Source organism: Litorimonas cladophorae (genome assembly GCF_014652455.1).
GTDB classification, from domain to species: Bacteria; Pseudomonadota; Alphaproteobacteria; order Caulobacterales; family Maricaulaceae; genus Litorimonas; species Litorimonas cladophorae.
On record NZ_BMYV01000003.1, the window covers coordinates 76,694 to 100,284 of the forward strand.

Here is a 23,591-nt window from a genome sequence, read left to right on the forward strand (position 1 = left end):
TTTGTGGGAGATCGCGGGGGACTGAAATAGTGGAATAATCCATTCAGAAATAGGAAAAGACAGTGGAAACCATTTTGAACAATTTCATTTTTTGCGAGTCACCTTAGTTTGATATTCATAATATTCCATGTAAGGAATATTATGAATAGCAGTGATTCGAAGAATTATCCTGAAAGGCTAAAATGACAAAACTTAAAGGTAAAATCGTTGAAGCCCGAGATAGCAATTCAGTAGACATCAACGACTCAGTTGGTGCTTCTCTTAAGCATTTGAGAAAATTATCGGGTCTAACCCAGCTAGAAATGGCTAAGAGACTGGATGTTGGACAAGCTGCCGTTTCGAAAATCGAAGGCCGGGGAGACATCCATATTTCAACGTTAGAAAAATTCGTCGAAGCCCTAGGCGCCACTTTAAAAATAGACGCCTCTTTTCCAAGTTCAGCAAAGTTGGCTTTGACTGTAAAAGACGCCTTCGACATCATCCACACTGATGACAATCAACTTGTGTTCCCTATTTTCGGCGATGACGAATTTAAGCGAAACCGTGATGTTGTGCTAAGTATCAGGCCGCAATACTCAGAAAAAATTATTTCTGGTGTAAAAACGGTGGAGCTCAGGCGGAGGTTCCCTATAGCTGCGCCGTCAGGCACTACAGCATATATTTATTCGACATCACCTGTTCGTGCAATGGTTGGCATGGCAGATATAAAACGCGTGCTTAAGATGCCTGTCAAAGAAATATGGAGTCAATTTGAAGAGGTCGCCTGCATTGAAAAAAAGGCTTTCGATCAATATTTTGAGGGAGTCGAAAATGGTTTCGCACTTCAGTTTGAAAACATTCGATCTTTGAAAACACCATTGCCCTTAAATGAGTTAAGAGAGAGATTTGGATTTGAGCCACCACAATCATTTCTTTACGCCAAGCATGACCTTAGAAGGGCATTGAATAATGAGTTCGCAGTCATACATCATTGATACGAACATTATCATAGGGCTAGAGGACAATCATACTGTTAAGCCAGCGTATTCGACCTTTTCAAGTCTAGCGGCCAAACATAAAATTGACGTTCTTGTACACGAAGCGGCAAGAGATGACATTAATCGCGATAAAAATGTTATTCGCAGAAATATATCTCTCAGTAAGCTCGAAAAATTCCAAGAAATAGGCAAAGTGAAAGGGCTAACAAAAGTTGATCTTGAGAAAGAATACGGCCCGCTCTCAAAACATAATGATGTTGTTGATGCTAGATTACTTAATGCTGTAAAAATCGGTGCTGCTGATTTTCTAGTCACTCAAGATCAAGGTTTACATGACCGTGCTCAGAAACATTCTACGGATCTATCGCGTCGGGTTCTTTTTGTAGCCGACGCAGCGCAGTTACTTCAAAGTACTTATGAACCAAAAGAAGTTCCTATACGTAACGTTGCCGACGTATCTGCACACACCATAAATGTAGAAGATACGTTTTTCGATAGCTTGAGAGATGGTTACGGACGCGAGACTTTCAATCAATGGTGGAAAGATAAATGTGTCAAAGGGCGTCGACCATGTTGGGTCGTGTACGATAACGATCAACTAGCAGGATTAATCGTCCGAAAAGATGAGAGTGGTGACGATACCGATGCTTCGCAGAAACTTAAGAGAATATTGAAAATATGTACCTTCAAAGTGTGCCCTGAAAAAAGAGGCGTTAAGCTGGGGGAGCTATTGCTAAAGCAAGCCTTTTGGTACGCGCAATCCAATGATTATGACCTTGCATACTTGACAACATACGCAGAACAAGACGCACTAATAAATCTGTTAGAATATTATGGATTCGAGCACACCTCCACAAAAGGTGACGGTGAATTAATATATGAACGCAGGTTCTCTAACGCGAAGCTCGCAACCTCTGAGGGACAAAATGTTTTTGATGCCGATCGGCTAAACTACCCTAGATTCGTAACCACTGATAACGTTAGAGCCTTTGGAATTCCAATCAAAGAAGATTATCACGACATCCTTTATCCCGATCTTCGAAATGCCGTGCAATCTGATTTGTTTAAGGACGCCGCAGAAAATGGAGTGATGAAGCGTCCGGGAAACACAATCCGAAAAGTATATCTTTGTAGAGCACCATCAAAGTTAGCTGAACCCGGTTCAATTTTATTTTTCTACAAAAGTAAATCCTCTGAACCACCGTCTCAAGCAATGACAGCTGTGGCCATTTTGGAGGAAGTAGCGTTAGCGAATTCGACGAAAGAATTGATGCAATTAACTGGCGGCAGATCGGTGTATAGCGAGTCCGAATTGCAGGGCTGGCGAGCCGATGAAAAGCCCGTAAAAGTCATCAACTACCTGCTCGTAGGTTACATAGATCCGCCAATAGAGTTGCAAGAACTTCGCGAAAGAAAAGTTGTAACGGGCAAGAACCCACCTCAATCAATTTATGAGCTACGAGGAGAAAAATTGACGAGCCTTCTGCAACGAATAAACTTAGGTTTCGAAGTTTGATTGAAGGCTCTAAATAACACTACTACCCCGCCTTCTCCGCCGCAATGTAATTATCTATCACTCGCCCCAAAACCGTCATCGGAACGCTGCCACCTAAGACCAACGCGTCATTGAAACGGCGGAAGTCGAATTTATCGCCTAACTCCGCTTTGGCTTTCTCGCGCAATCTATTGATGGCGGAGTGGCCAACTTTATAGCCGAGGGCTTGGCCGGGCCATGCGCAGTAGCGATCGACTTCGCCGCGCACTTCTTCGGGGTTAGAGCCGTTATTTTCGACGAACCACTGATTGGCTTCTTCACGGGTCCAACGCTTGGCGTGCAGCCCCGTATCAACAACGAGACGACAGGCGCGGAACGCCAGCGATTGCAGATAGCCCAAACGCCCAACAGGGAAATCATCATAGACGCCAAGTTCGTCCGCGATTTGTTGTGCGTAGAGTGCCCAGCCTTCGGAATAGGCATTGAACGCCAGCAGAGAGCGCGTGAGCGATTGTTTAAACGCATATTCACCCTGCCAGACATGACCCGGAATGGCTTCGTGATAGGTCAGGTCCGCGAGGTTGAATTTATTGTGCAAATCGGTCGAGCGTAGGTTGATCCAGAAATGTCCCGGCTGCGTGCCATCAATCGACCCTGCCCCACCATAAGCCCCCGGCGCGCCGGCTTCGACATCGGGGGAAATGCGTTCAACTTTGAGGAAGCCCGGCACAAGTGTCTCAAAGGCTTGTGGCATACGTCCGCGGATATCGGTTACGGCATCCTCGATGAAGCTCATAATTTCGGCGCGGCCCGCGTCACCTTCTTTGAAGTGATAGCGTTTATCCGCACCCAGCGCCGACATACGCGCGCCAACACTGCCTTGGCTGTAGCCGACAGACTGGAGGATGGGTTCCATCCGCGCGTGGAGGCTGGCCAGCTCATCAAGGCCCATTTGGTGGACTTCATCGGCGGTCATAGTCGTCGTCGTGCTCGCCTTGATCGTCCAATCATAATAGGCGTCGCCGTCGGGTTTTGCCCAGACGCCTGCATCGGAATTGGCACGCGGCGCGAGAGCTTCGAGGGCTTCGATTTGGCGGATCAGCGCGGGGATGACGTCTTGGGTTGCGATGGACACCGCTTTGTCTTCATAGGCCCCGAATGCTTTCCCGCGTGTGGCCACGGATTGCACCAAACCCCATTCGACAGGCGCACGGTCGCGCGCCCCGCGAAGTTGGCCAAGCGTTTTCTCCATCAGGAAGTCAGGGAGGATCACACCCTTTGCGCCATCGGCGATGACGCGCTCCGTCTCTCCATCCAACTGCGCGGCATAGGCTTGCATACGGGTGAGATAGGCGTCAGCGTCATCGGCGCTCTCAATGGCGTGGGAGGCGTCGAGGAAGCTCGGAATTTCAACAAAGGCGCCCGTGTTCTGCGCCACGGCATAGGGTGAATTGCGATAGGACCAATTATAGTTCAGTTGCGCGACATCGCCATAGGGGAAGTTGAACCCTTCGGTGGCGCGTTCAAAGACAGAGGTTACGACATCCATATCCAGCGCAATCTCTGGAGAGAGGGCGTCAGTGTCGACACCTTGTAATTTCCCAAGCAAGGCGCGTACGTCCCCTGCAATTTTTTGCTGTCCTGCAATAGAGCGATCCGTCAGTTGCGATTTCAACGCCGCATATTCCCCCGTGGCGATACCAACACTCGACGCGGTTTCAGGATAGGCGCGGAGCATGAAGTCTTTGGCATTATCGAGGACAGCCAAGGCGCCTGCGTCGGGCCCGGAATGCGTCGCGTCTTCGCTTGTCTGTTTCAAATCAGATATTGATTCTGGATTGGAGCACCCTGCCCCCAAAAGTCCTGTCATGGCCGCTGCGGCAGCAGATGTTTGTAAAACTGTGCGACGGGAAAACTTCATGGCGGACCTCATAGATAATGACAGTCTGTGTTTGCGATGAAATGCGCGCGTTGGCAATGCGCAGAACGTGATCCTTTCCCTAAATACCCGCCACAGTTTCCTTGACCAAGTGATCTACCACCGCGTTGAACGCATCGCGCTTTCGCAGGCCCGCCGTGCGCGCTTGTTCATAGACTTCGGTTTGCCGGCAGGCGGAACTGCCGCGGCGAATAATCTCTCTCGCATTCTCGACTTCAGCTAGGCACCCCAGCGCGTCTGCGTCTTCAGATATCCACGCAATTAATTCTTCTAAAATATCGGAATATGGCACTGATTTCCCGCTACCGAAATCTATCAATTGCCCCGTCACACCATGACGTTGCGCCATCCACCGATTTTCACTGATCAGGAAGGCGGGATAAACGCGCCATTTCATATTATCTTGCTTGAGGCGTAAAATTCGCCGCGTCAGCGCTTGGTATATTGCGGTCACTGTGATGGCATCATCCAGCCGCGTGCAGACGTCACACACACGCATTTCCAGCGTCGGAAAATTGTGGCTGGGGCGAATGTCCCACCAGATTTTCGTCGAATCCTCAATCGCGCCAGCCTTCACAATCGCATCAATCAAACGCTCATATTCGGAAAAGCTTTCAATTTCTTCTGGGATGCCTGTGCGTGGCATACCGTCAAAAACAGACAGGCGGTAAGACTTCATCCCCATTGCCTGCCCTTCCCAAAACGGCGAGCTGGTGGTGAGCGCCAACATGTGCGGCAGAAAATATCGGATTTGATTTTGCACATCGATGCGGTGCTCGGGATCTTCCAACCCAATATGCACATGCATGCCACAAATCATCATGCGTCGGATCGCGCCCTGCATATCACTGACCAGCTTTGCATAGCGTTCGCCTTGGGTGGGCAATTGTCGTTTCCACGGAGTGAAAGGATGCGTAGAGGCGGCCATCAACGCCATGCCCATATCATCGGCGATGCGTGCGATTTCGCCCCGCATATTGGCAATTTGTTCTCGCACTTCGGCGGCGGTCTCGCAAACATCTGTGGCAATTTCGATCTGACAGCGTAAAAATTCGGGCGTCACGCGCGGACCAATCGCCTCGCGGCAAGCGCGGAAAAACCCCTTTGGCGGGTTACCCATGACATTGCGCGTCTCGGGATTCACGAGGAGATATTCCTCTTCCACGCCCAATGTTAGCTTCGCCACCATTATAGACCGCTATCAGCTTCATGGGGTGAATGCAAAACCCCGTCAAAAGGCCTTGCACGGAGCGTTTGATAGGCTATATCGCGCTCCTTATTGGATACCGCTCATCCGATATGACGATTACCTCTGTTTTGGTGGGGTGGCCGAGTGGTTTAAGGCGCACGCTTGGAAAGCGTGTTTAGGTTTGTAGCCTAACGTGGGTTCGAATCCCATCCCCACCTCCAGCAGCACACCAAAAGCCATTAAAATAATTGTCCTAAACTCTGATCACGAGATGGCAGCGCCAATTCACCCCCAACTCAATTGGAATTAGCAAAATCCCAAAACTAAAAAGTGTCACCGTTCGCGACACTCATTCAACATACTCTTAGCGTTGGCCAAATTCATACGCGCCAGGGAACGGACTGGCGCGTATTGTTAGAATATTGGAGTGGCTATACTACCCGCCGATGCGGCCTTGCAATCTGACGACTGCGGCTTCGCCAGAGGTAGCGCCTGAGAGGCCGAATGACCATTTGTCGGTTGTTTTGGAGCGGAACTGAATACCGCCGCCAAAGCCAGTTTCGGCTCCGCCATATCCATCATCATAAAGCGCCAGGCCACCCGCGACTGACCAGGTTTCATTTGAGCCAAGATAGAGATCAGGGAGTGAGGCCAAGGCCGCAGACCCATTACGGATATTATCAATCGCTTTTGCGTTTCCGAGAATGGCATCCGTGTTCACAGCTATTGCTGATGTATTGGACGCAATGGCAAGTGTGTTCCCCTCAATCCGCTCTGAGTTCACCGCGATAGCAGCGCTATTCACTTCGACGGATTCCGCAACAACGGGATTAAACCCAAGCGATTGTGCGGGTGCCTGTTCGCTTTGGCGGTTCAAGTTTGAGCCGATCACATCGGATGAAACACCTGTGAGTTCTGAACCGCCAGCACCGTCGCGAGACGTTCCGACTTCACCAAGCGTTTCACTTGGATCAGACAACGCCGTCAAGCTCGTTTCGAAGTCTGTCTCGGTTTCAACACCCGTGCTTTGTGACATAGTCACAGGCGTATCTGCGGCAGATTTTGTCGTCCCTGCGGGCGCGGAGGGGTTAGCGCCGCTCCCTTCGAGTGTTGTGACACGGCCTTCCAAGCCATCGACTTGCGCCTGTAAAGCGCCGCCATCAGACGCCAAATTTCCATTTGCGTCTGTCGTCAATAATCCGACGATGGCGCCTTGGCGGGATAAAGATAAGGCCGATACGATACCTGGCATCACATAGGTCGTGGTGCTCGCTCCAAACATCATTTGATTATCAGCGCTCGTGATCGCATCTGCACCAATCGCGGTGGAGCGAGTAAAGCCCGCATTAGCGCTGTCACCTAAAGCGACAGATTGATTGCCTGAGGCTTGCGCATCCGCACCGAGCGCTGTTGAGCTAAAGCCCGTCGCATCTGCGCCTTCACCAATCGCTGTCGCATCATTCTTATCTGCGACGGAACCAGCACCTAAAGCCGTTGCAGCAATCCCCGATGCAGACGCATCTTGCCCGACAGCGGTGGCGTTTGTGTTCGTGGCTTCGGAGTCATCGCCCAAAGCTGAAGACGCTGCGCCAGAAGCGACCGCATCCGCACCCAACGCCGTCGCGCTGAAGTTCGTCGCATTTGCCATTTGGCCGATGGCTGTGGCATCCGTTGAACTCGCAATAGCTTCACCGCCAATGGCAATGCCATTGACGCCTGTGGCTTCTGATCCCGTTCCGATGGCGACAGCATTCACGGCTGTGGCTTCCGCACCTTCCGTGACGAGGGTACCGCCAACCTCTGTATAGGTCGCACCGCCCAGCGCGACTGCGCCGACAGCAGAGGCTTGCGCGCCTTCATTGAAGTTCGTTCCGCCACCCAGCGCAACCGCGCCATCGCGAGAGGCTTGCGTCCGTCCGCCGATGGCGACGCCATTGCGCGCTGTCGATGTTGAGGCAAAACCAACCGCAACAGCATTATTGGCTGACGCCCGTGAGAACGCCCCCATAGAGAAGGTGTGAGAGGCAGAGGCCCGCGCGCTATCACCAATGGAAATGGCGTTAATTCCTGTCGCCTCGGCCTTTACGCCAATCGCGATGGCATCCACTTGGTTGGCAAGCGTACCTGACCCCAGCGCGACGGCATTATCGCCAGAACTTTGTGCGCCTGCTGTGATCAGCGTGTTGTCTAATGTGCTATAGACCGCGCCACCTAATGCTACAGAGCCTGCACCAGACGCTTGGGCCGCCTCATTGATCAACGAGGATGTGGCAAGGTCAATAGTGACATCGCCGCCTCCAATCGCAGTCCCACCAACTCCCGTCGCTTGCGCATTATGCCCCAGTGCGCTCGCATTTGATTCCGATGCATCTGAACTTGCACCAATTGCGGTGGCGCCCCCTGCCGCGGCATTTGACAGGCGTCCTAGTGCGCTAGTGAATTGTTCCGATGCAACAGCGGCAGAGCCGAGTGAGGTTGAACCCGTACCAGTCGCTTGAGAGAAAGCGCCAACACTGCTCGAATCTTGAGCGGATGCGTTCGAGACGGCCCCGATGGCTGTGGCTCTTAAACCTGTGGCTTGAGACAAAGCCCCCAATGTGCTGGCGTTGATATTTGATGCAATCGACCCCGCACCGACCGCTGTCGCTTGCGCACCCGTCGCATCAGAATTTGCACCAATGGCGGTCGCATTCTCCGCGAGGGCTTGCGCAATATATCCAAAGGCAGTCGCATTTTCAGCCGTAGCTTCGGAGAAGGCAGCAACGGCAGTCGATTGAAGGTCTGTCGCGCGAGATAAATAGCCAACCGCGTTAGAGTTTTGACCCGAGGCCAGAGACGCCGCACCAATGGCGCTACTATGGAGCCCCGAAGCTCCGGCTGAATAGCCCAAAGCACTGGAATTTGTACTTGTTGCACCAGCATTGCCACCAATAGCGGTGGCTTGAACGCTAAGGGCTTGCGAGGCTTGGCCGAAGGCACTTGAATTCCCCGCAGTTGCCCTAGCGTTAGCCCCGATTGCTGAGGACCGAAGGCCGCTCGCGAGCGCACTTGCCCCAACTCCCGTGCTATCTGTCGCTGAACTCATCGCGCCGTTGCCCACTGCCAAGGAACTTTCCCCAGTCGCGGCCGAAAAACTCCCAAGCGCAATGGAATCAAGGCCTGCAGCATTTGCATCCCGGCCAATAGCTGTTGAACCAAAAATAGAATATGAATTTTGACCGATGGAGGTAGAAGATTCTCCTATGGCCTCTGCAGCGTTTCCTACAGCTGTTGATTCTCTACCGCTCGCTTCAGATTCATATCCCAGCGCCGTTGAGCTCACGCCTGACGCGTCCGAAAGCGAGCCAATGGCTGTTGCAGTGTCGGTTGCGGCATTTGCAAAAGCTCCGATTGCAGTAGCATTAAGGCCTGCGGCTTGCGCAGAAAATCCGAATGCACTCGCATTATCTTGCAATGCACGTGCGTTTGCTCCGAAAGCGCTGGCTCTAAAATCCTGCGCAGTTGCAAGTGCTCCGAACGCGCTAGAATTTTCCTTTGAAGCTAACGAAGCCGTTCCAAAAGAGGAACTTTGCGCACCTGAGGCAGATGCGCCCGCCCCAACCGCAACTGCACTGGCAGAGGTTGCTTCTGCATTTGCCCCTAGTGCAACGCTAGATGATCCAGCGACGTTTGCTGAAAACCCGATTGCGACACCATTGTTAGCGGCGCCTGTCACAGATGCCGCTGAGCCTAATGCGACTGCCCCATCCGTCGCGGCTGTAGATTGATTGCCGATTGCGATTGCGTCATTACCTGAAGCGAGTGCGCCGACTTCATTCGTTGACCCGCTACCACCCCCAATTGCGATAGATTGCGTGCCTGTGGCCCGAGCCGCGCTGCCAGGACTGCCGCCGCCGCCCAAAGCTAAAGAATCGGTTGCTGTTGCTTGAGCATTAGTCCCAACAGCCGTTGCTTGCTCAGCTGTAGCCTGAGAAGATGTCCCTAGCGCCACCGCACCGAATGCGGTTGCATCAGCCGAAGCCCCTAAAGCGATACTCGCTTCACCGCTAGCTACCGTATTCCATCCAAGAGCCGTAGAGTCGGCACCTGACGCAATTGCAGTGATACCACAAGCCAGACTACGGTCATCATCAGATGAGTTCGCCGTGCCATCATTATCCGTAGACCCCAAATCGACGTTTCCGTCATTATCGCGATCTAACAAACAGTCATCCGCAAAGGCGGCTTGGGGGATGAATGCAATCGGTAGAGCGATGGCTAAAGCCAAGCTGGCAACGCCAGACCCGAGAATAGATTTGAAATTTAACTGTGTCATTATACGCTCTCTGCTTGCGATTACCGATAAGAAAATAGCCATCGGCAACGCCGATGGCCTATTGAATGGTTGCGCCCCCGCACCCCGTTTCAGTTCAATGCTGGAGGCGTAAATCGGGATTTCCATTGAGTCATTCCCCATATGGGGTAAGAACGAAACATGGTCGCAGATAAACAATCACAATCTCAAAATGCAGAGATGTCATCTCAGATTGCGGCCAGTGATTTAATTGATGTGAGTTACGCGGCCCTGTCCTCAAATGACGGCTTTCAAGACATAATTGATGGCTGGGATAATTATATTGAAATTTTGCATGACCCGCCACAGGCCAAGACATTGCTGTCGAAGGTCCGTTCACATATCCATCGCGCAAAGTCGCTCTTTTCCGTATTGGGTCCACCGAATGTTGTGGATCCGATTTTCTCTGAAATTCAGCGATCAGACGTGCCTTGTGTAGCCCTTGCTGCAGGAGACTTTGTCATTGAGGCAAATCTAGCCGCCCAATCCGAATGGGGCGTCATGTCTGGCGAACGCACCTCTTTCGATTGGTTACGACAAGACAGTATTTCGCAAGTCCGGCAAATGCGAGCTTCATTGAAAAGTGGCGAGATCGCGAAACCTCAAATCCTCACAGTTTTTGGCCTGACTTCGAAGGACTTTCAGGATCGGGCGACGGAAAGTTTAGCCGAAATTTATTCGATCTCTCATGAGCATCAGAGCGATGCGCCTATCATCATTCGTGCGCTTCGACAGAATTGGTCAGATGATACAGAGGCCGCGTTGCGGAATTCTTTTGCTCTCACAAAAAGCGAGGTCGCTGTTGCTCGCGCCTTTTTGGAGACAGGAAACACAGAAATAATTGCAGAATCCAGAGGAACCACGACAGCGACAATCCGAAAACAACTTAAATCTATTTTCGCGAAGACTGGCGTCTCTAATCAAGCGCAATTACAGAAACTTTTGAGCCTGATGTCATCCAGCGAAAGACGTCGGATGCGGGGGCAATTAGCCGACTGGCAGGACCCTTTGGGCCGCGAAGTCAAAATCAAAGACGGAAAAGGGCGTCAGATCGCCTTCACCTTTATGGGTGATAAAAATGGTCGGCCTGCCCTGCTATCTCACGGATCAATTACGGGGTATGTTTTACACCCTGTCACGCAAGACCGATTGAAGCGAGCAGGCATAAAATTATATGTTCCCTGCCGCGCAGGATTTGGACACACAGACCCATTCATGGACATGACGGCATTAGAGGCTGCAGCCCACATAAACCGTACGCTTTTAGATCATCTCAATATTGGACCCGTTCCAGCAATTGGATTGATATCGGGTCTTATCCCGTTAGTTTATCAAGCCGCGCAAGACCCGAAAATTTTCTCACGACTGATGGTGATAGGCGGCTGCGTTCCAATTTTTAAACGAGAGAGGCTCAAGGAGCTCCCCATAAATTCCAGAGTTTTGCTGACGTTACAGAGGGAAGCCCCTCACATCGCAAACCTCGCTATACAAGCTGGGTTTCGACAAGTTCTGAAACATGGGCCAAGTTACATGGTCAGAAAAATATACGGGAATTGTGACACAGACCGGCAAACCCTTAGAAACCTGTCCACATTGTCGCTGATGGTTGCATCCAGCAAAATGTTAACAGTTCATGGGCCTCGAACATTTGAAAGAGAGCTCCCACTGATTAATTATGACTGGGAAAATGATTTCGCGTCCTGCGGCCTGTCACTCACAGTTATGCAGGGGTTGGAAGACCCTGTTTTCCGGCCAAAACACGCAAAAGCGATGGCCGGTCAACATAAAGATTATCACATCATACCGGTAAAGAATGCAGGACAGCTTGTTTTTTTACAACGTCCTGAACAAGTAGCCGACGCCATTATAGATTGGATTTCACAATGAGTGTATCATTGAGGCCAGTTTGGAAAAGGCGACGTCTTAATTTGATTAATCTAGTGATGTATGAGCTAAGCAAAGCTTAGACAGCCGGCGCTTAAATAGCTCGTACCTGATTTCGCAACATCAAGTGCCATTTGAGATCTGTGGCTGATTTCTGGCAATTTATAAGGGCCTTTGCGCAAGAGGATAAAATTTCAGAAATTCATGTTTTTTCTAAACACTTGTATTTCAGGCAATTTCACGTAAAGAGTTTTTAAGACTTGCGGGGCGCAAGTGTCATTACTTGCGGGGGCGCAATGTCTATACACTCTCAGGCTGGGCTCAGCCCACATTATTCCATCGGTGATTTTAGCGTCGCAACGGGCGAGACGGATGGAATATTTCTTGATGGCCATTTCTTGCAAATCTGCCAAAGCCTCTGTTCCGATTTAGGTTGTGATGAGGTGAGAAATATTCTCGTTACCTATAAGCTAATTGGGAAGTATGGCTCTGAAATTCCTAAAACAGCCCTCTTTATGCTGTCTTGCACGCAAGATGGTCCGATGATTTCCAGCCCCTCAGAAGACCAATGGTTTATCCATGATGGGATGGCGCGGTTTGATCTCGTGCCAAAAGAAGAGGTGGCTCTGTCACACTAAAGTGTGAAACTCTCGCTGCGGCGGACTGGCGGCATAAAACTCGATCGCCACAGCGAGAGTGTTTTACCTAAACGTCCAGTCTATCTGGGCATTTTGGTTTAATCACCGAACTCGTCCTGCTAACGGCGGCACATGACTCTACCTTCCAAATTACCACGTCCAGCCTTTCGTTGGAAACTTGGCGCAGCTGAGACCAAATTCGAAAATCCATGGATGCGGGTCGAATCTATTCCTGCGGTCGACCCGAGTGGTCAAGACACGCATTATGGCGTCGTACGGTTCAAAAATTTGGCCGTTGGGGTCGTACCTTATGCCGACGGTTACATCTGGTTAGTTGGTCAAAGCCGCGTGACCTTTGAGGCCTATAGCTGGGAAATTCCCGCGGGCGGTGGGGCGTTGGATGAAGACCCCAGCCACGCGGCGCACCGAGAGTTGAAAGAAGAAACAGGTTTTACGGCAGGGCGGCTTGAGAAAATTCTGACAATGGAACTTTCAAATTCGATCACCAATGAACGCTGCGTCGTCTACCTCGCAACCGACCTAACAGCCGGCGAGAGCGAGACAGAAAGCAGCGAAGATATTTCGTTGTTAAAGATCAGTTTGGATGACGCAATCGCGGCCGTGGACGCGGGCGAAATCCGTCAATCGATCAGCGTCGCGGCCATCCTTAAACTTGCGCGTCTGCGGGCCGAAGGACAGCTAACATAATGGACGCCGACGTCATCATCATAGGCGCGGGTGCGGCGGGCATGATGTGCGGCGCTGCGGCGGGTCGGCGCGGCAAATCTGTTATTATACTCGATCACGCTGAACGGGCTGGCGAGAAAATTCGTATCAGCGGTGGCGGCCGTTGTAACTTTACGAACCTGCATTGCGGACCCGATAATTTCATCTCCGAAAACCCGCATTTCGCGAAATCAGCGTTAAAGCGTTACACGCAATATGACTTTCTCGACCTCGTCGAAAAATACGGCATTAAATGGCACGAGAAAACCAAGGGCCAGCTTTTCTGCGATGGGCGTTCGCAAGAGATCATCGACATGTTGTTGACCGAATGCACGAAGGCGGGAAATGAATTACGACTAGGCACGGAGGTTCTCGGTGTTGAAAAGTTAGGCGACGGTTTTGTGGTCACCACGCCCACGCAAACACTTGCGACCTCGGCTGTTGTTGTGGCCTGTGGCGGGCCATCTATTCCGAAAATGGGTGCAACTGGATTTGGATATAAATTAGCGGAACAATTCGGTTTGAACCTCATCAAGACCGAACCCGCCCTCGTCCCACTGACCTTCACCGATCAGATGAAAACGCCTATCGCCGCATTGTCTGGCGTCAGCGTCGACACGGTCATCACCAATGAGCGGGCCAGTTTTGACGAGGCGCTATTATTCACCCATCGCGGCTTGTCTGGACCCGCGATCTTGCAGATCAGTTCTTATTGGAATGCGGGCGAAGCCATCACCGTCAATATGGCACCAGGCCGTGACGCCTTGGCGGAATTACGGAAAGCCAAAGCAGAGACGCCCAAACTCTCGCCCGAAAAATGGCTGGCGCAATATCTGCCTGCGCGCCTCGCGTCTCATCTGGCGCTGACCTTTAACTATGCACGTTTGGCCGATATGCCTGACCGCGAACTGATGAACCTCGCCCTACAAGTCAGCGCTTGGCATATTCGCCCCGCGGGCACGGAAGGCTATCGCAAGGCCGAGGTCACACGCGGCGGGGTTGATACGGATGAGCTCTCCTCAAAAACGCTTGAGGCCTGGAAAGTGCCTGGCCTTTATTTTATCGGCGAGGTCGTCGATGTGACGGGACATCTGGGCGGACATAACTTTCAATGGGCTTGGGCCAGCGGCGTCGCCTGCGGGCAAGCCCTTTAAAGCAAGCCATCCCACAACAGCTTTATCCCTGTGACAAATATCAGGCTATACATCACCCGATAAAATACGGCTTGGTCGATGCGTTTGATTAGCCATGCACCAAACAGAACCCCAATGGGGGCCAGCGGAATCAGCGCGGCTGAGATGGTCAAATTCGTCCGATCAAATTGTCCCAACATGCCATAGGGTACAAGTTTGACCGCGTTTACGACCGTGAAAAACATCACGGCCGTTCCGGCATAGATACGTTTATCCAGACCTTGCGGCAGGGCGTAGGCCTGAAAGGGCGGGCCACCCGCATGGGCAACAAAACTGGTAAAGCCCGTAATTGTGCCCGACACCCAAGCTGCGGGGCGGTTACCCTTGAGCCAGTCCGCGCCGGTTCGCAGCCGAGGTCCCAAGACAGCATAAATCGGAAAACTAACGGCGATTAAACCGACACACAGCCGGACAAAAACTTCGCTTACACGATCAGCAACCAACCCTCCGATGATGATGCCAAGAACAGCTCCGGGCAGCATCAATAGTAATAATCGCTTATCCCAATGTTTGCGATAGGCCCAAACACCGATCCAATCCATCACGATCAAGATCGGCAACATGATGGCCGCCGCCTGAATGGGGGAGATGGCCAAGGACAAAATTGGGACAGCAAAAAGCCCGAGGCCGCCGAAGCCGCCTTTCGCCAGCCCCGTGATGAGCACCGCAAAAATTGCAACCGTAATGAAAAATGGATCAGAGAGCATTTCGGGGTTCATACAGCCTCTGAAAGTCGATAGGTAGGACGAATGAAGACCATCGACATCAATGCAGATATTGGCGAAGCCGACACGCCCGAATGGGAAGCGTCTGAAGCCGCTATTATATCCGCGATCTCTAGCGCGAATATTGCCTGTGGGGGACATGCGGGCGACGAGGCTACTATGCGCCGAACTGTGCGAAATGCAAAAGCGGCAGGCGTCACAATTGGGGCCCATCCTGCCTATCCCGATCGCAAAAACTTTGGCCGAACGAGCCTTGTTTTGGGGCAAGATATTGAGACAGCTGCCCTGAAAGCGACCCTTCGCGCACAAATCTTGGATCTCGCCCGTATTTGCGATGAGAAAGGCGCGAGGTTGGCCTATGTCAAACCCCACGGCGCGCTTTATAATGACTCAGTCTTTGATTTTGAAAAAGCGATACTCATTTCAGACGTGATTGCGGAGCTGGATATGGACTTAATGTTCTTGGGCGGGCCGAATTCCGAAATGGCGCGCGCAGCAGAACAACACGGGCTTCGTTTCGTCGCCGAAGGTTTCATTGACCGTCGCTATACGGATGATGGACATTTGCTTTCGCGCAAAATCGAAGGGGCGGTCATCAAAGACCAGAAAGAGCGCCTCGCACAAGCCCGATCCCTGGCGACGACTGGCGAGGTCAAAACACATTCTGGCAAAACCCTCATCTTGCAAACGGGGTCGCTCTGCGTACATGGCGATAGCGCTGGGGCGGTTGAAACCGCGCGCCAAGCCCGCGCCGCGATTGAGGCCGAAGGCCTCACCATAAAGGCCTTCGCGTAATGTCTCCTAAAATCATGCCACCCACAATTCGCCCCTATGGCGATCACGCGCTTTTGATTGAATGGAAAACGGATGGGTTTTCCGAAACCGTCAATGATACCATTCATGCTTTGGCCGCAAAATTGCGAGAGAGCCGGAAGTACATTGAGGTTGTTCCAGGTTACGACTCGCTTGTCTGCGTTTTTGATTTGGGGAAACGTTCGATGGCGGCCACAAAAAACCATGTTGAAGACATTCTGTCTCGGCAAACTTTACGCAGTGCCGAAATTGGAAAGCTTGTCGAAATTCCTGTGAATTATGGCGGCGCATTTGGTCCAGATATGGAGACAATTTGTGCCTCGGCGAAGTTGTCAGTGGATGAAGTCATCGCCCTGCATAGTCAGTCAGAATACCGGGTTTGCATGATGGGCTTTATCCCCGGCTTTACATTTCTCTCGCCTGCGCCGACGGCGTTGCACCACCCACGCCTCAGCACACCCCGCGCCAAAGTGCCTGCGGGCAGTGTCGGAATTGCAAACTGGCAGACGGGTATTTACGGGCTGGAATCGCCGGGGGGCTGGCAAATTATTGGGCAGACACCTCTGTCAATATTTCAGGCTAAACGTGAGCCACATTTCCTTCTGACGGCCGGCGACCGCGTGAGGTTTATTCCGCAATGAGTTTGAAAGTCTTACACGCTGGCACCCAAACCATGATCATGGATGCGGGCCGCCCCGGTCATCGTCACCAAGGCATTCCAGGTGGCGGTGCGGCTGATAAGTTGTCCTTTGCGATCGCCAATCATTTGGTTGGCAACCGCTGGGACACGCCCGCGTTAGAATGCGCGTTAGGTGGCCTGCATATCCGATTTGAGCACGATGCGGTAATTGCGATTTCAGGTGCACAAATGTGGTCACAAAACCAAGGCTTGAATTTACCCCTGAACAAAGCTGTCCCTGTTGATGCAGGCGACATTCTCACCATGAGTTTTACCCGAGCGGGTTGTCGGTCCTATCTGGCAATTGCGGGTGGGATTGAAGTTGAACCTTTCATGGGGTCCGTCTCCACCTATATGCCCGCTGCACTCGGGGGATTGGACGGCGGTCCGTTGAAAACGGGTGACGTTCTAAGAATTGGCGAGGTTCAAGGCCCACCAAATTCACTCCCTGGCGGTCATGTTCCGACACTGTCAAACCACGTGGTTCTACGCGCCAGCGCCGCGCCAGAATGGGACGCCCTTTCTGATGCTGGCAAACGTTATCTTTTCACCACACCCTTTTTTGCGACGACCGCGACCGACCGCATGGGGACACGGTTGAAAGGCGATCAGATCACCTTGGACACACCCGTTAAAATGACCAGCAGCCCGCTGTTACCCGGCAGTCTTCAGGTTCCGCCTGATGGTCAGCCTATTCTCGCGCTGGCAGATGGTCATTGCACAGGCGGTTATGCGCGGGCGCTTCAGATCATTCAGGCCGACCTCTGGCTATTGGGACAAATTGCCCCCGGCGCAGCGGTGAGCTTCCGTCGGTGTTTCGAAGAAGACGCCCCGAAAATTCTACGCGCGAAGAATAGCTATTACGCGGGTTTGATACCCGGGTTTTCGTTCTAATATGACCTACGTCCTGCTGGACGATCAAGGCACAGGGAAGCAACTTCTTTTCCGCGAAGCTGAACGTATTATCACGGCGAGAACCCGCGCCGATTTACCCGCTGCTTTCGACGCCATTGAAGCGGAACAAGCCAGGGGTAAATGGCTGGCGGGGTCGATGGCTTATGAATTGGGCCATGCGTTGGAATCCCATTTCGAAGCGCCACAGATTGAAGCTCCCCTCATCCAATTGGGCGTTTTCGATGCGCCTGTGGATCATCCGCCCGTAGACTGGCTATATACGCGCAGTATCCCTGACCTGGAGTTCGTGCCCAGCTGGAGCGAGGCAGACTACCTCGCCCGCTTCGATCAGGTACAACGTTACCTGCAGGCAGGCGATTGTTACCAAGTTAATTTGACCTTTCCCCTATACGCGGAAAGCCGCGCAACAGCTCAGCAAGTTTACGCCGCTTTTCGTCGTCGCCAACCGGGCCGATATGGCGCCGTCGTCAGTTTAGGCGGCGCGGATATCGTTAGCTTCTCCCCGGAGTTATTTTTCGAACGCCGCGGCCAAAATATGCGGATGCGTCCGATGAAAGGTACGCGCCCTCGACATAACGATGCAAAAATCGACGCCGCAATTTTGGCTGAGATGCGCGCCGAGCCCAAAAGCCAAGCCGAAAACTTGATGATTGTTGATTTGCTGCGCAATGATCTGTCGCGATTGTGCGAAGCAGGAAGCGTGAAGGTGCCAGAACTTTTCACACTAGAAACCTACCCCACCCTTCATCAGATGACCTCGCAGGTCACAGGTCGACTGCGGCCGCATGTTAAATGGGCCGAAATATTGCGCGGTCTCTTTCCCTGTGGGTCCGTAACTGGAGCTCCAAAAATTCGCGCAATGGAAATTATCCAAGATCTAGAACTTGGCCCCCGGGAAGCCTATTGCGGAAGTGTCGGATATATTGCGCCCAATGGAGATGCCAGCTTTTCCGTAGCCATCCGAACCGTCCAAATGCGAGCAGGAATCTTACGTTATGACGTAGGCTCTGGCGTAGTTTTAGATAGTGAGGGGTCTGACGAATATCGCGAGTGTTTGTTGAAATCGCAAATCTTCCAGACCCCGCCTGAGAATGTGTTTGAGACGTTCCGACGAACCCCGACAGGCGAAATCCCAAACGCAAACCTCCACATTTCTCGCATGGCCGAGGCGAACGGGACTCCCCTCAAAACGGTTCAGGCCGAGTTTAAAAAAATTCAGACAAGCCGACCTCAAGAGGACCTGCGCGTTCGTTTCGAACAACACGGTGACGGATTTAAAACCACGTTTTCACCCTATCTCGATCTCAGCACGCCGTTAAAATTAGCCATCTCCCGATACCCCTTGACTGAAGCTTCACAAATGACGGTTAAAAAAACGACCCGTCGCGACTTTTATGATGGGGAACGCGAGCGCATTGGCGCAGGAATTTTGGTCGATGAAGTGATTTTCCTCAACGCGAATGAGGAAGTCTGCGAAGGGTCTTTTACCACAATATTTGTGGAGAAAGACGGACAGCTTTACACGCCTGACTTGTCCAGCGGGCTGCTACCAGGAATTTTGAGACAACATTATCTGGAAACAGGAAAAGCAGAATCGAAGGTTCTCACCCTGACCGACTTAAGTGCTGCTGATGCAATTTATGTCGGGAACAGCTTGCGCGGCTTAATGCCCGCACAATTTATAAATATGCTGCGACATTAAGCTCGGACCATTGACGGCCTTTTCCTGCCCGCTAAGGTAGTGGCAACAGAACCTAAAGGCTGACACACCACGTGGCACTTATTATACACGCTTATCACGTCGCGCCGAACGGCAAATCGACGCGAATTCCGGATGCAGAACTTGGGCTTCCGCGCCCTGAGGGAGAGGGTTATGATTGGTATCATCTGACCCGACATGACCCGTCCATTCAGTCGGTCTTCGAAGCTGATGCTTTTTTAGATAAAGTTGCAGAGCAAACCTTACTGGCGGAAGACTCTCGCCCCCGCACAATTATGCGGAATGACGACGTTTTAATTAATTTACGTGGCGTGAATTTGAACCCCGGCTCAGAACCTGAAGACATGATCGGCATTCGTTTTTTCGTTCAGCCCACGCGTATTGTGAGCGTAGAGAAACGCCCTTTGCGGGCCACAGGAGACATTGCGGCGCGGTTGGATCGACAAGTTGCCCCCAAAACGCCAGGCGGTTTTATGTCAACATTCGCCCAAGCCATGATCGAACGGATGGCGCCCACAATCACGGAGCTGAACGAGCAAGTCGACGGATTGGAAGAGAAAATCGAAACGGGCGAAACAGAGGCGGCCCGATCTAGTGTCTCAGGTTTGCGCCGCCAAGCTATCATGTTGCGCCGATATCTTGCTCCACAACGCGATGCGTTAAATTCACTCTCCCAGCAGACACTGTCTTGGATTTCGCATGACGACCAATTGCGTTTGCGCGAAGCCGCAGATCAGGCCACGCGCGTCACAGAAGAATTGGACGCCGTTCGCGAACGTTGCGCAATTGTGAAAGACCAATTGACCGATATTCGCGCCGAACAAATGAATAATAACATGATGATTTTGGCCGTCGTTTCCGCCGTCTTTCTGCCGCTGGGTCTTATCTCAGGCATGATGGGCATTAATGTCGGCGGAATGCCTTGGGTCGAAAGCGGTATGGGGTTCTGGTATGTCACCGGAATCGTCATTGGAGTGGGCGTAATCCAGTTCATTTTATTCCGCATTTTGAAATGGGTGTAGCCTCCGCGTGATCCGCTTTCTGCGCCTTATCTGTTTATCCATCTACCTTGCCTGTCTTTTGGGGTTGGGTTTCGGGAATGCGGCTGCGCAAACGGCTGACTCTGTTGACGTTGAGAGCGTCAACGCAACAATGCCGGGCCAAGCCGATGCGGATATTGAATCAGCCTTTCGAACGGTCAAACGCAATGAAGCCTATCAATTTGAATTAGCGGAACCGATCCCTCAGCGTCCGCCCAATCGATTCATGCGATGGTTGGGCAAAGTCATTGGTGCAATTTTCAAAGTTTTGGGACCGCTTCTCGAAATAGCATTTTATCTGGGTGTCGGCGGCCTCATATTGGGTGCGATCTATCTCATTGGGCGCGCGATTTATGAAACACGTTTTGCCAAAACGCCCGCAACAGAGGCGGCCGAACCAGACGTCCCTCTATATCAGCCAGCTCAAGCGCAAGCTCGTATCCTCTTGGACGAGATTGACCGTCTCGCCGCAGAAGGCCGATATGGCGAAGCCGTTCACACTCTGCTTTTCCGCTCGATTCAGGATATTGACCGTAATCGGCCCAATGTCGTCCGTCGCAGTTTGACGGCGCGCGAAATTGGCAGTCTGAGCGTGCTGACCTCCGACGCACGCACCGCTTTCTCAACAATCGCAGGCGTTTCAGAACTCGCCCATTTTGGAGGCGTGTCCGTCAACAAGGCGGGATTTGAAACGGCGCGCGCCGCCTATGCTGACCTGGCAGGGGTTGCTCCGGCTCAGACGCGGAGGCGACGGGCATGAGTGCGGCAAGCCGACATAGAGACGCCGTTTTGTCCAAAAGCCTGTCCGGTCGACAGTCTGCGGAACGACGTCCTGGAGCCGCTGGCGTCCTATTCCGCCCGATCACGCTGATCAGCTTACTACTCATCGGGCTTTTCGCGTTTGGCGCGTTAATCGTCCTGAGCGGTTTTGCAAAAGATTTGCGCAAAGCCCCACCTGGGCAGGCAACGCCACGCTCCATTTCCGCAGTCGGCTATCAGGCCCTTACAGAATATTTGAAGGAATTAAATTTTGACGTCGCGGAAACACGGGGTGAGCGGGGCTACTTTGATCGCGAAAGCCGACTGGTCGTTTACACACCCTCAAGTCCCTATGCGCGTCTAAAACGAACATTAGAGGATACAGAAGAGGAAGTCCGTTTGATTGTCCTGCCGAAATGGTCTGTCGGTCAAATGATCCCTCAAAAGGGCGAGTCGGGCCGAAATGACTGGGCGCGAAAAACAAGCGAAGAGGGTCTTCATTCGGCAGGCGACTATCAATCCATGATGGAAAATATGCCTGTTATCCGCCGACACAGTGAGCCCACAGTCAACGCCCAAGTTTTTTTCGACGTACCAACTGAACGTAGTTTGCCGCCTAAATTATCTCCTGACTTTAAGGACCTTCAATATTTCGATCTGAATACAGCGTGGACGGATTATCAAAGTGAGTTACGTGCGCTTCGCGAAGCTGAGGCCGAGGACCGTCGACGGAAAAATGCGGAGGCTGAAGGCAAAGACTATACGCCCAAAAAAGCAAAAGAAGCGTCTGACGCCGATGACGCCTCAGAGACGGAAACTGTCGACCCGTTTACACTGCCTGAACATGATAGCCTGATGCAGATAGATGGCAAAACCGTCTTGATCCGACTTGAGAACACACAAACCTATATTCTGTCAGAACCTGATCTGATCAACACGATGGCATTTGAAACCCAATCAGGCGCACATCTCGCCAGCGCCATCATCAATGAAGTCATCGGTGAAGCCGGGATGGAGTGGCAAGTGATAGACTTTGACGTCAGCCTACACGGGATTGAAGCCAATCAAAATATCATCAAATTAATGGTCACCCCACCCTTCTTGGCGGCCACGCTTTGTTTGTTGGCGGCAGGTGGATTGGTCGCCTGGCAAGGTTTCAACCGTTTCGGCGACCCCGCACGTGTCCGCCCCGATTATGCGCAAGGTCCGGTGAGCTTGGCCGAAACGGCTGCTGGATTTATGGAAACAGCCGGACGCGCACATAAGACTGGCGACGCCTATGCGGACTTAATCCGAAGGCAAGTCGCTGAGGCGCTGGGATTTGGCGCACGCTCAATGGAACATACAAATACGTTAGTAGACGCACGCGAAAAGCGTCTGGAACTACAGCCCCGTTTTGCTGATCTGAAACACGCCATAAAGACGGCCGACACGCAAAGTTATCCGCAATATGCGAGAGCCCTGACGGCGTGGCGAGACGCCATGACGGCCACCAATATGACGATATCAGATCAAAAGAATATAGATCTTGGACAAGAGGACCGCTCCCTATGACCGAAACACCTACGACAGACACGCGCCCGAATGAGAGCGCCCTCGCCGATATCCAAAACTTAGCTGCGGCCGTACGTTCTGAGGTGGGGAAGGTCATCATTGGTCAAACCGATACCGTTGACTTACTTCTGACGGCATTGCTGTCCCGCGGGCATATCTTGCTCGAGGGTGTTCCTGGTACGGCTAAAACATTTATGGCGCAGGTTTTTGCGCATGTGACCAAATTAGATTTTGGACGCATCCAATTCACCCCTGACCTGCTGCCAGGCGATCTATTGGGAACAAACCTTTTCTCCTTTCAGACAAATGAGTTCACTTTGGTAAAAGGTCCAATTTTTTGCGACATGCTCTTGGCCGATGAAATCAACCGAACGCCGCCAAAGACGCAAGCCGCACTGCTTGAGGCTATGCAGGAGCGCCAAGTCACCATTGACGGCCAAGGCTTCCCGCTTGGTGAAAATTTCATGGTTGTCGCCACACAAAACCCGATTGAACAACAAGGCACTTATCCCTTGCCCGAAGCCCAACTAGACCGCTTTCTCTTCAAACATATTTTGTCCTACCCGACACGCGACGAAGAAATCCGTATTGTGCAACAGCATGGCCAACGTGCAGGCACACCGAGCTTGAACGAATTAGGGCTCAAAACTGTTTTGACAAAAGCGGCGCTTAAAAAAGCCCGCGCCTCGATTGGGGCTATTCATCTTAATGATGAAGTGACAAATTACGTCGTCGATTTGGTCCGCGGCACACGCGACAATCCATTGTTTGAAACAGGGGCCAGCCCGCGTGCCGCCGCCATGATCGCAAGCTCATCCCGCGCCTATGCCGCGTTGCAGGGCCGTAATTATGTAATCCCTGATGATGTCAAATCGATTGCCCTGCCCGCACTTCGTCACCGGGCCGTTCTCTCACCTGCGGCTGAAATCGAAGGCCGCACAGCGGATGAAGTGATCACAACCGTCATCGAACAAACGCAGGCACCGCGTTAAGGCTGCGGCCAAGACGTTTC

At 52.1% G+C, this 23,591-nt stretch carries 18 protein-coding genes and 1 tRNA gene; 15 read left to right on the forward strand and 4 right to left on the reverse strand.

The annotated features are described in order from the left end of the window. Positions 1-182 precede the first annotated feature (182 nt). Positions 183-974 (forward strand): helix-turn-helix domain-containing protein, encoded by a 792-nt coding sequence (locus IE073_RS12275; protein ID WP_189586535.1) that lies wholly within the window; start codon positions 183-185, stop codon positions 972-974. Then, positions 949-2,493, forward strand: coding sequence for a GNAT family N-acetyltransferase (locus IE073_RS12280; RefSeq protein WP_189586538.1), 1,545 nt, complete (start codon positions 949-951; stop codon positions 2,491-2,493). Before IE073_RS12275 ends, IE073_RS12280 begins: the two co-directional genes overlap by 26 nt. Positions 2,494-2,515: 22 nt before the next feature. On the opposite strand, the gene IE073_RS12285 is transcribed toward IE073_RS12280, so the two are convergent. Beyond that, positions 2,516-4,393 (reverse strand): DUF885 domain-containing protein, encoded by a 1,878-nt coding sequence (locus tag IE073_RS12285; RefSeq protein ID WP_189586542.1) that lies wholly within the window; start codon positions 4,391-4,393, stop codon positions 2,516-2,518. A 79-nt stretch (positions 4,394-4,472) separates the two neighbouring features. Continuing rightward, positions 4,473-5,603, reverse strand: coding sequence for a carboxylate-amine ligase (locus tag IE073_RS12290; RefSeq protein WP_373298712.1), 1,131 nt, complete (start codon positions 5,601-5,603; stop codon positions 4,473-4,475). Positions 5,604-5,730: 127 nt separating this feature from the next. Between IE073_RS12290 and IE073_RS12295 the strand changes: the two genes are divergently transcribed. Beyond that, positions 5,731-5,821: transfer RNA gene (locus tag IE073_RS12295), tRNA-Ser, on the forward strand. 215 nt (positions 5,822-6,036) lie between these two features. Here IE073_RS12295 and IE073_RS12300 read toward each other — a convergent pair. Next, entirely contained in the window at positions 6,037-9,915 is a 3,879-nt protein-coding gene (locus IE073_RS12300) for a beta strand repeat-containing protein (protein WP_189586548.1), read from the reverse strand. A 159-nt stretch (positions 9,916-10,074) separates the two neighbouring features. Here IE073_RS12300 and IE073_RS12305 point away from each other — a divergent pair, with 159 nt between their 5' ends. The 4 genes from IE073_RS12305 (at position 10,075) to IE073_RS12320 (ending at position 14,335) form a co-directional block, all read left to right on the forward strand. Continuing rightward, the gene (locus tag IE073_RS12305) at positions 10,075-11,820 is read left to right on the forward strand and encodes a bifunctional helix-turn-helix transcriptional regulator/alpha/beta hydrolase (RefSeq protein ID WP_189586551.1); all 1,746 of its coding nucleotides are present in this window, start codon (positions 10,075-10,077) and stop codon (positions 11,818-11,820) included. Between the two features lie 293 nt (positions 11,821-12,113). Then, positions 12,114-12,455: a hypothetical protein gene (locus IE073_RS12310; protein WP_189586553.1), complete on the forward strand. Its 342-nt coding sequence runs from the start codon at positions 12,114-12,116 to the stop codon at positions 12,453-12,455. Between the two features lie 132 nt (positions 12,456-12,587). After that, positions 12,588-13,163 (forward strand): NUDIX domain-containing protein, encoded by a 576-nt coding sequence (locus tag IE073_RS12315; RefSeq protein ID WP_189586556.1) that lies wholly within the window; start codon positions 12,588-12,590, stop codon positions 13,161-13,163. After that, positions 13,163-14,335: a BaiN/RdsA family NAD(P)/FAD-dependent oxidoreductase gene (locus tag IE073_RS12320; protein ID WP_233350068.1), complete on the forward strand. Its 1,173-nt coding sequence runs from the start codon at positions 13,163-13,165 to the stop codon at positions 14,333-14,335. The genes IE073_RS12315 and IE073_RS12320 overlap by 1 nt, the downstream gene beginning before the upstream one ends. On the opposite strand, the gene IE073_RS12325 is transcribed toward IE073_RS12320, so the two are convergent. Further along, positions 14,332-15,093 (reverse strand): sulfite exporter TauE/SafE family protein, encoded by a 762-nt coding sequence (locus tag IE073_RS12325; protein ID WP_189586559.1) that lies wholly within the window; start codon positions 15,091-15,093, stop codon positions 14,332-14,334. The two genes, IE073_RS12320 and IE073_RS12325, sit on opposite strands and share 4 nt — an antisense overlap. A gap of 30 nt (positions 15,094-15,123) precedes the next feature. Here IE073_RS12325 and IE073_RS12330 point away from each other — a divergent pair, with 30 nt between their 5' ends. The 8 genes from IE073_RS12330 to IE073_RS12365 all read left to right on the forward strand — a co-directional run bounded on the left by IE073_RS12330 (position 15,124) and on the right by IE073_RS12365 (position 23,571). After that, positions 15,124-15,894, forward strand: a complete 771-nt coding sequence (locus IE073_RS12330; RefSeq protein WP_189586562.1) for a 5-oxoprolinase subunit PxpA — start codon at positions 15,124-15,126, stop codon at positions 15,892-15,894. Continuing rightward, positions 15,894-16,553: a 5-oxoprolinase subunit PxpB gene (gene pxpB / locus IE073_RS12335; protein ID WP_189586565.1), complete on the forward strand. Its 660-nt coding sequence runs from the start codon at positions 15,894-15,896 to the stop codon at positions 16,551-16,553. The genes IE073_RS12330 and pxpB overlap by 1 nt, the downstream gene beginning before the upstream one ends. Continuing rightward, complete coding sequence (locus IE073_RS12340) at positions 16,550-17,485, forward strand: 5-oxoprolinase subunit C family protein (RefSeq protein WP_189586568.1); 936 nt, start codon at positions 16,550-16,552, stop codon at positions 17,483-17,485. The genes pxpB and IE073_RS12340 overlap by 4 nt, the downstream gene beginning before the upstream one ends. A 1-nt stretch (position 17,486) precedes the next feature. Next, positions 17,487-19,208 carry an aminodeoxychorismate synthase component I gene (locus IE073_RS12345; RefSeq protein WP_189586571.1) on the forward strand — a complete coding sequence of 574 codons (1,722 nt, stop codon included), beginning with the start codon at positions 17,487-17,489 and terminating at the stop codon, positions 19,206-19,208. A gap of 71 nt (positions 19,209-19,279) precedes the next feature. After that, positions 19,280-20,248, forward strand: a complete 969-nt coding sequence (locus IE073_RS12350) for a zinc transporter ZntB (RefSeq protein WP_189586574.1) — start codon at positions 19,280-19,282, stop codon at positions 20,246-20,248. 7 nt (positions 20,249-20,255) lie between these two features. Beyond that, positions 20,256-21,026 (forward strand): hypothetical protein, encoded by a 771-nt coding sequence (locus tag IE073_RS12355; protein WP_189586577.1) that lies wholly within the window; start codon positions 20,256-20,258, stop codon positions 21,024-21,026. After that, complete coding sequence (locus IE073_RS12360; RefSeq protein WP_189586580.1) at positions 21,023-22,579, forward strand: hypothetical protein; 1,557 nt, start codon at positions 21,023-21,025, stop codon at positions 22,577-22,579. Before IE073_RS12355 ends, IE073_RS12360 begins: the two co-directional genes overlap by 4 nt. Further along, on the forward strand, positions 22,576-23,571 hold the full coding sequence (locus IE073_RS12365; RefSeq protein ID WP_189586583.1) for an AAA family ATPase: 996 nt from the start codon (positions 22,576-22,578) through the stop codon (positions 23,569-23,571). The genes IE073_RS12360 and IE073_RS12365 overlap by 4 nt, the downstream gene beginning before the upstream one ends. Positions 23,572-23,591: the final 20 nt, after the last annotated feature.

Bases quoted from the DNA above. Each gene is read 5' to 3' on its own strand.
- IE073_RS12315 (WP_189586556.1), top strand. From the start codon at position 12,588: ATGACTCTACCTTCCAAATTACCACGTCCAGCCTTTCGTTGGAAACTT.
- IE073_RS12360 (WP_189586580.1), top strand. From the start codon at position 21,023: ATGAGTGCGGCAAGCCGACATAGAGACGCCGTTTTGTCCAAAAGCCTG.
- pxpB (WP_189586565.1), top strand. From the start codon at position 15,894: ATGTCTCCTAAAATCATGCCACCCACAATTCGCCCCTATGGCGATCAC.
- IE073_RS12310 (WP_189586553.1), top strand. From the start codon at position 12,114: ATGTCTATACACTCTCAGGCTGGGCTCAGCCCACATTATTCCATCGGT.
- IE073_RS12305 (WP_189586551.1), top strand. From the start codon at position 10,075: ATGGTCGCAGATAAACAATCACAATCTCAAAATGCAGAGATGTCATCT.
- IE073_RS12340 (WP_189586568.1), top strand. From the start codon at position 16,550: ATGAGTTTGAAAGTCTTACACGCTGGCACCCAAACCATGATCATGGAT.
- IE073_RS12345 (WP_189586571.1), top strand. From the start codon at position 17,487: ATGACCTACGTCCTGCTGGACGATCAAGGCACAGGGAAGCAACTTCTT.
- IE073_RS12330 (WP_189586562.1), top strand. From the start codon at position 15,124: ATGAAGACCATCGACATCAATGCAGATATTGGCGAAGCCGACACGCCC.
- IE073_RS12300 (WP_189586548.1), bottom strand. From the start codon at position 9,915: ATGACACAGTTAAATTTCAAATCTATTCTCGGGTCTGGCGTTGCCAGC.
- IE073_RS12280 (WP_189586538.1), top strand. From the start codon at position 949: ATGAGTTCGCAGTCATACATCATTGATACGAACATTATCATAGGGCTA.
- IE073_RS12285 (WP_189586542.1), bottom strand. From the start codon at position 4,393: ATGAAGTTTTCCCGTCGCACAGTTTTACAAACATCTGCTGCCGCAGCG.
- IE073_RS12320 (WP_233350068.1), top strand. From the start codon at position 13,163: ATGGACGCCGACGTCATCATCATAGGCGCGGGTGCGGCGGGCATGATG.
- IE073_RS12365 (WP_189586583.1), top strand. From the start codon at position 22,576: ATGACCGAAACACCTACGACAGACACGCGCCCGAATGAGAGCGCCCTC.
- IE073_RS12325 (WP_189586559.1), bottom strand. From the start codon at position 15,093: ATGAACCCCGAAATGCTCTCTGATCCATTTTTCATTACGGTTGCAATT.
- IE073_RS12275 (WP_189586535.1), top strand. From the start codon at position 183: ATGACAAAACTTAAAGGTAAAATCGTTGAAGCCCGAGATAGCAATTCA.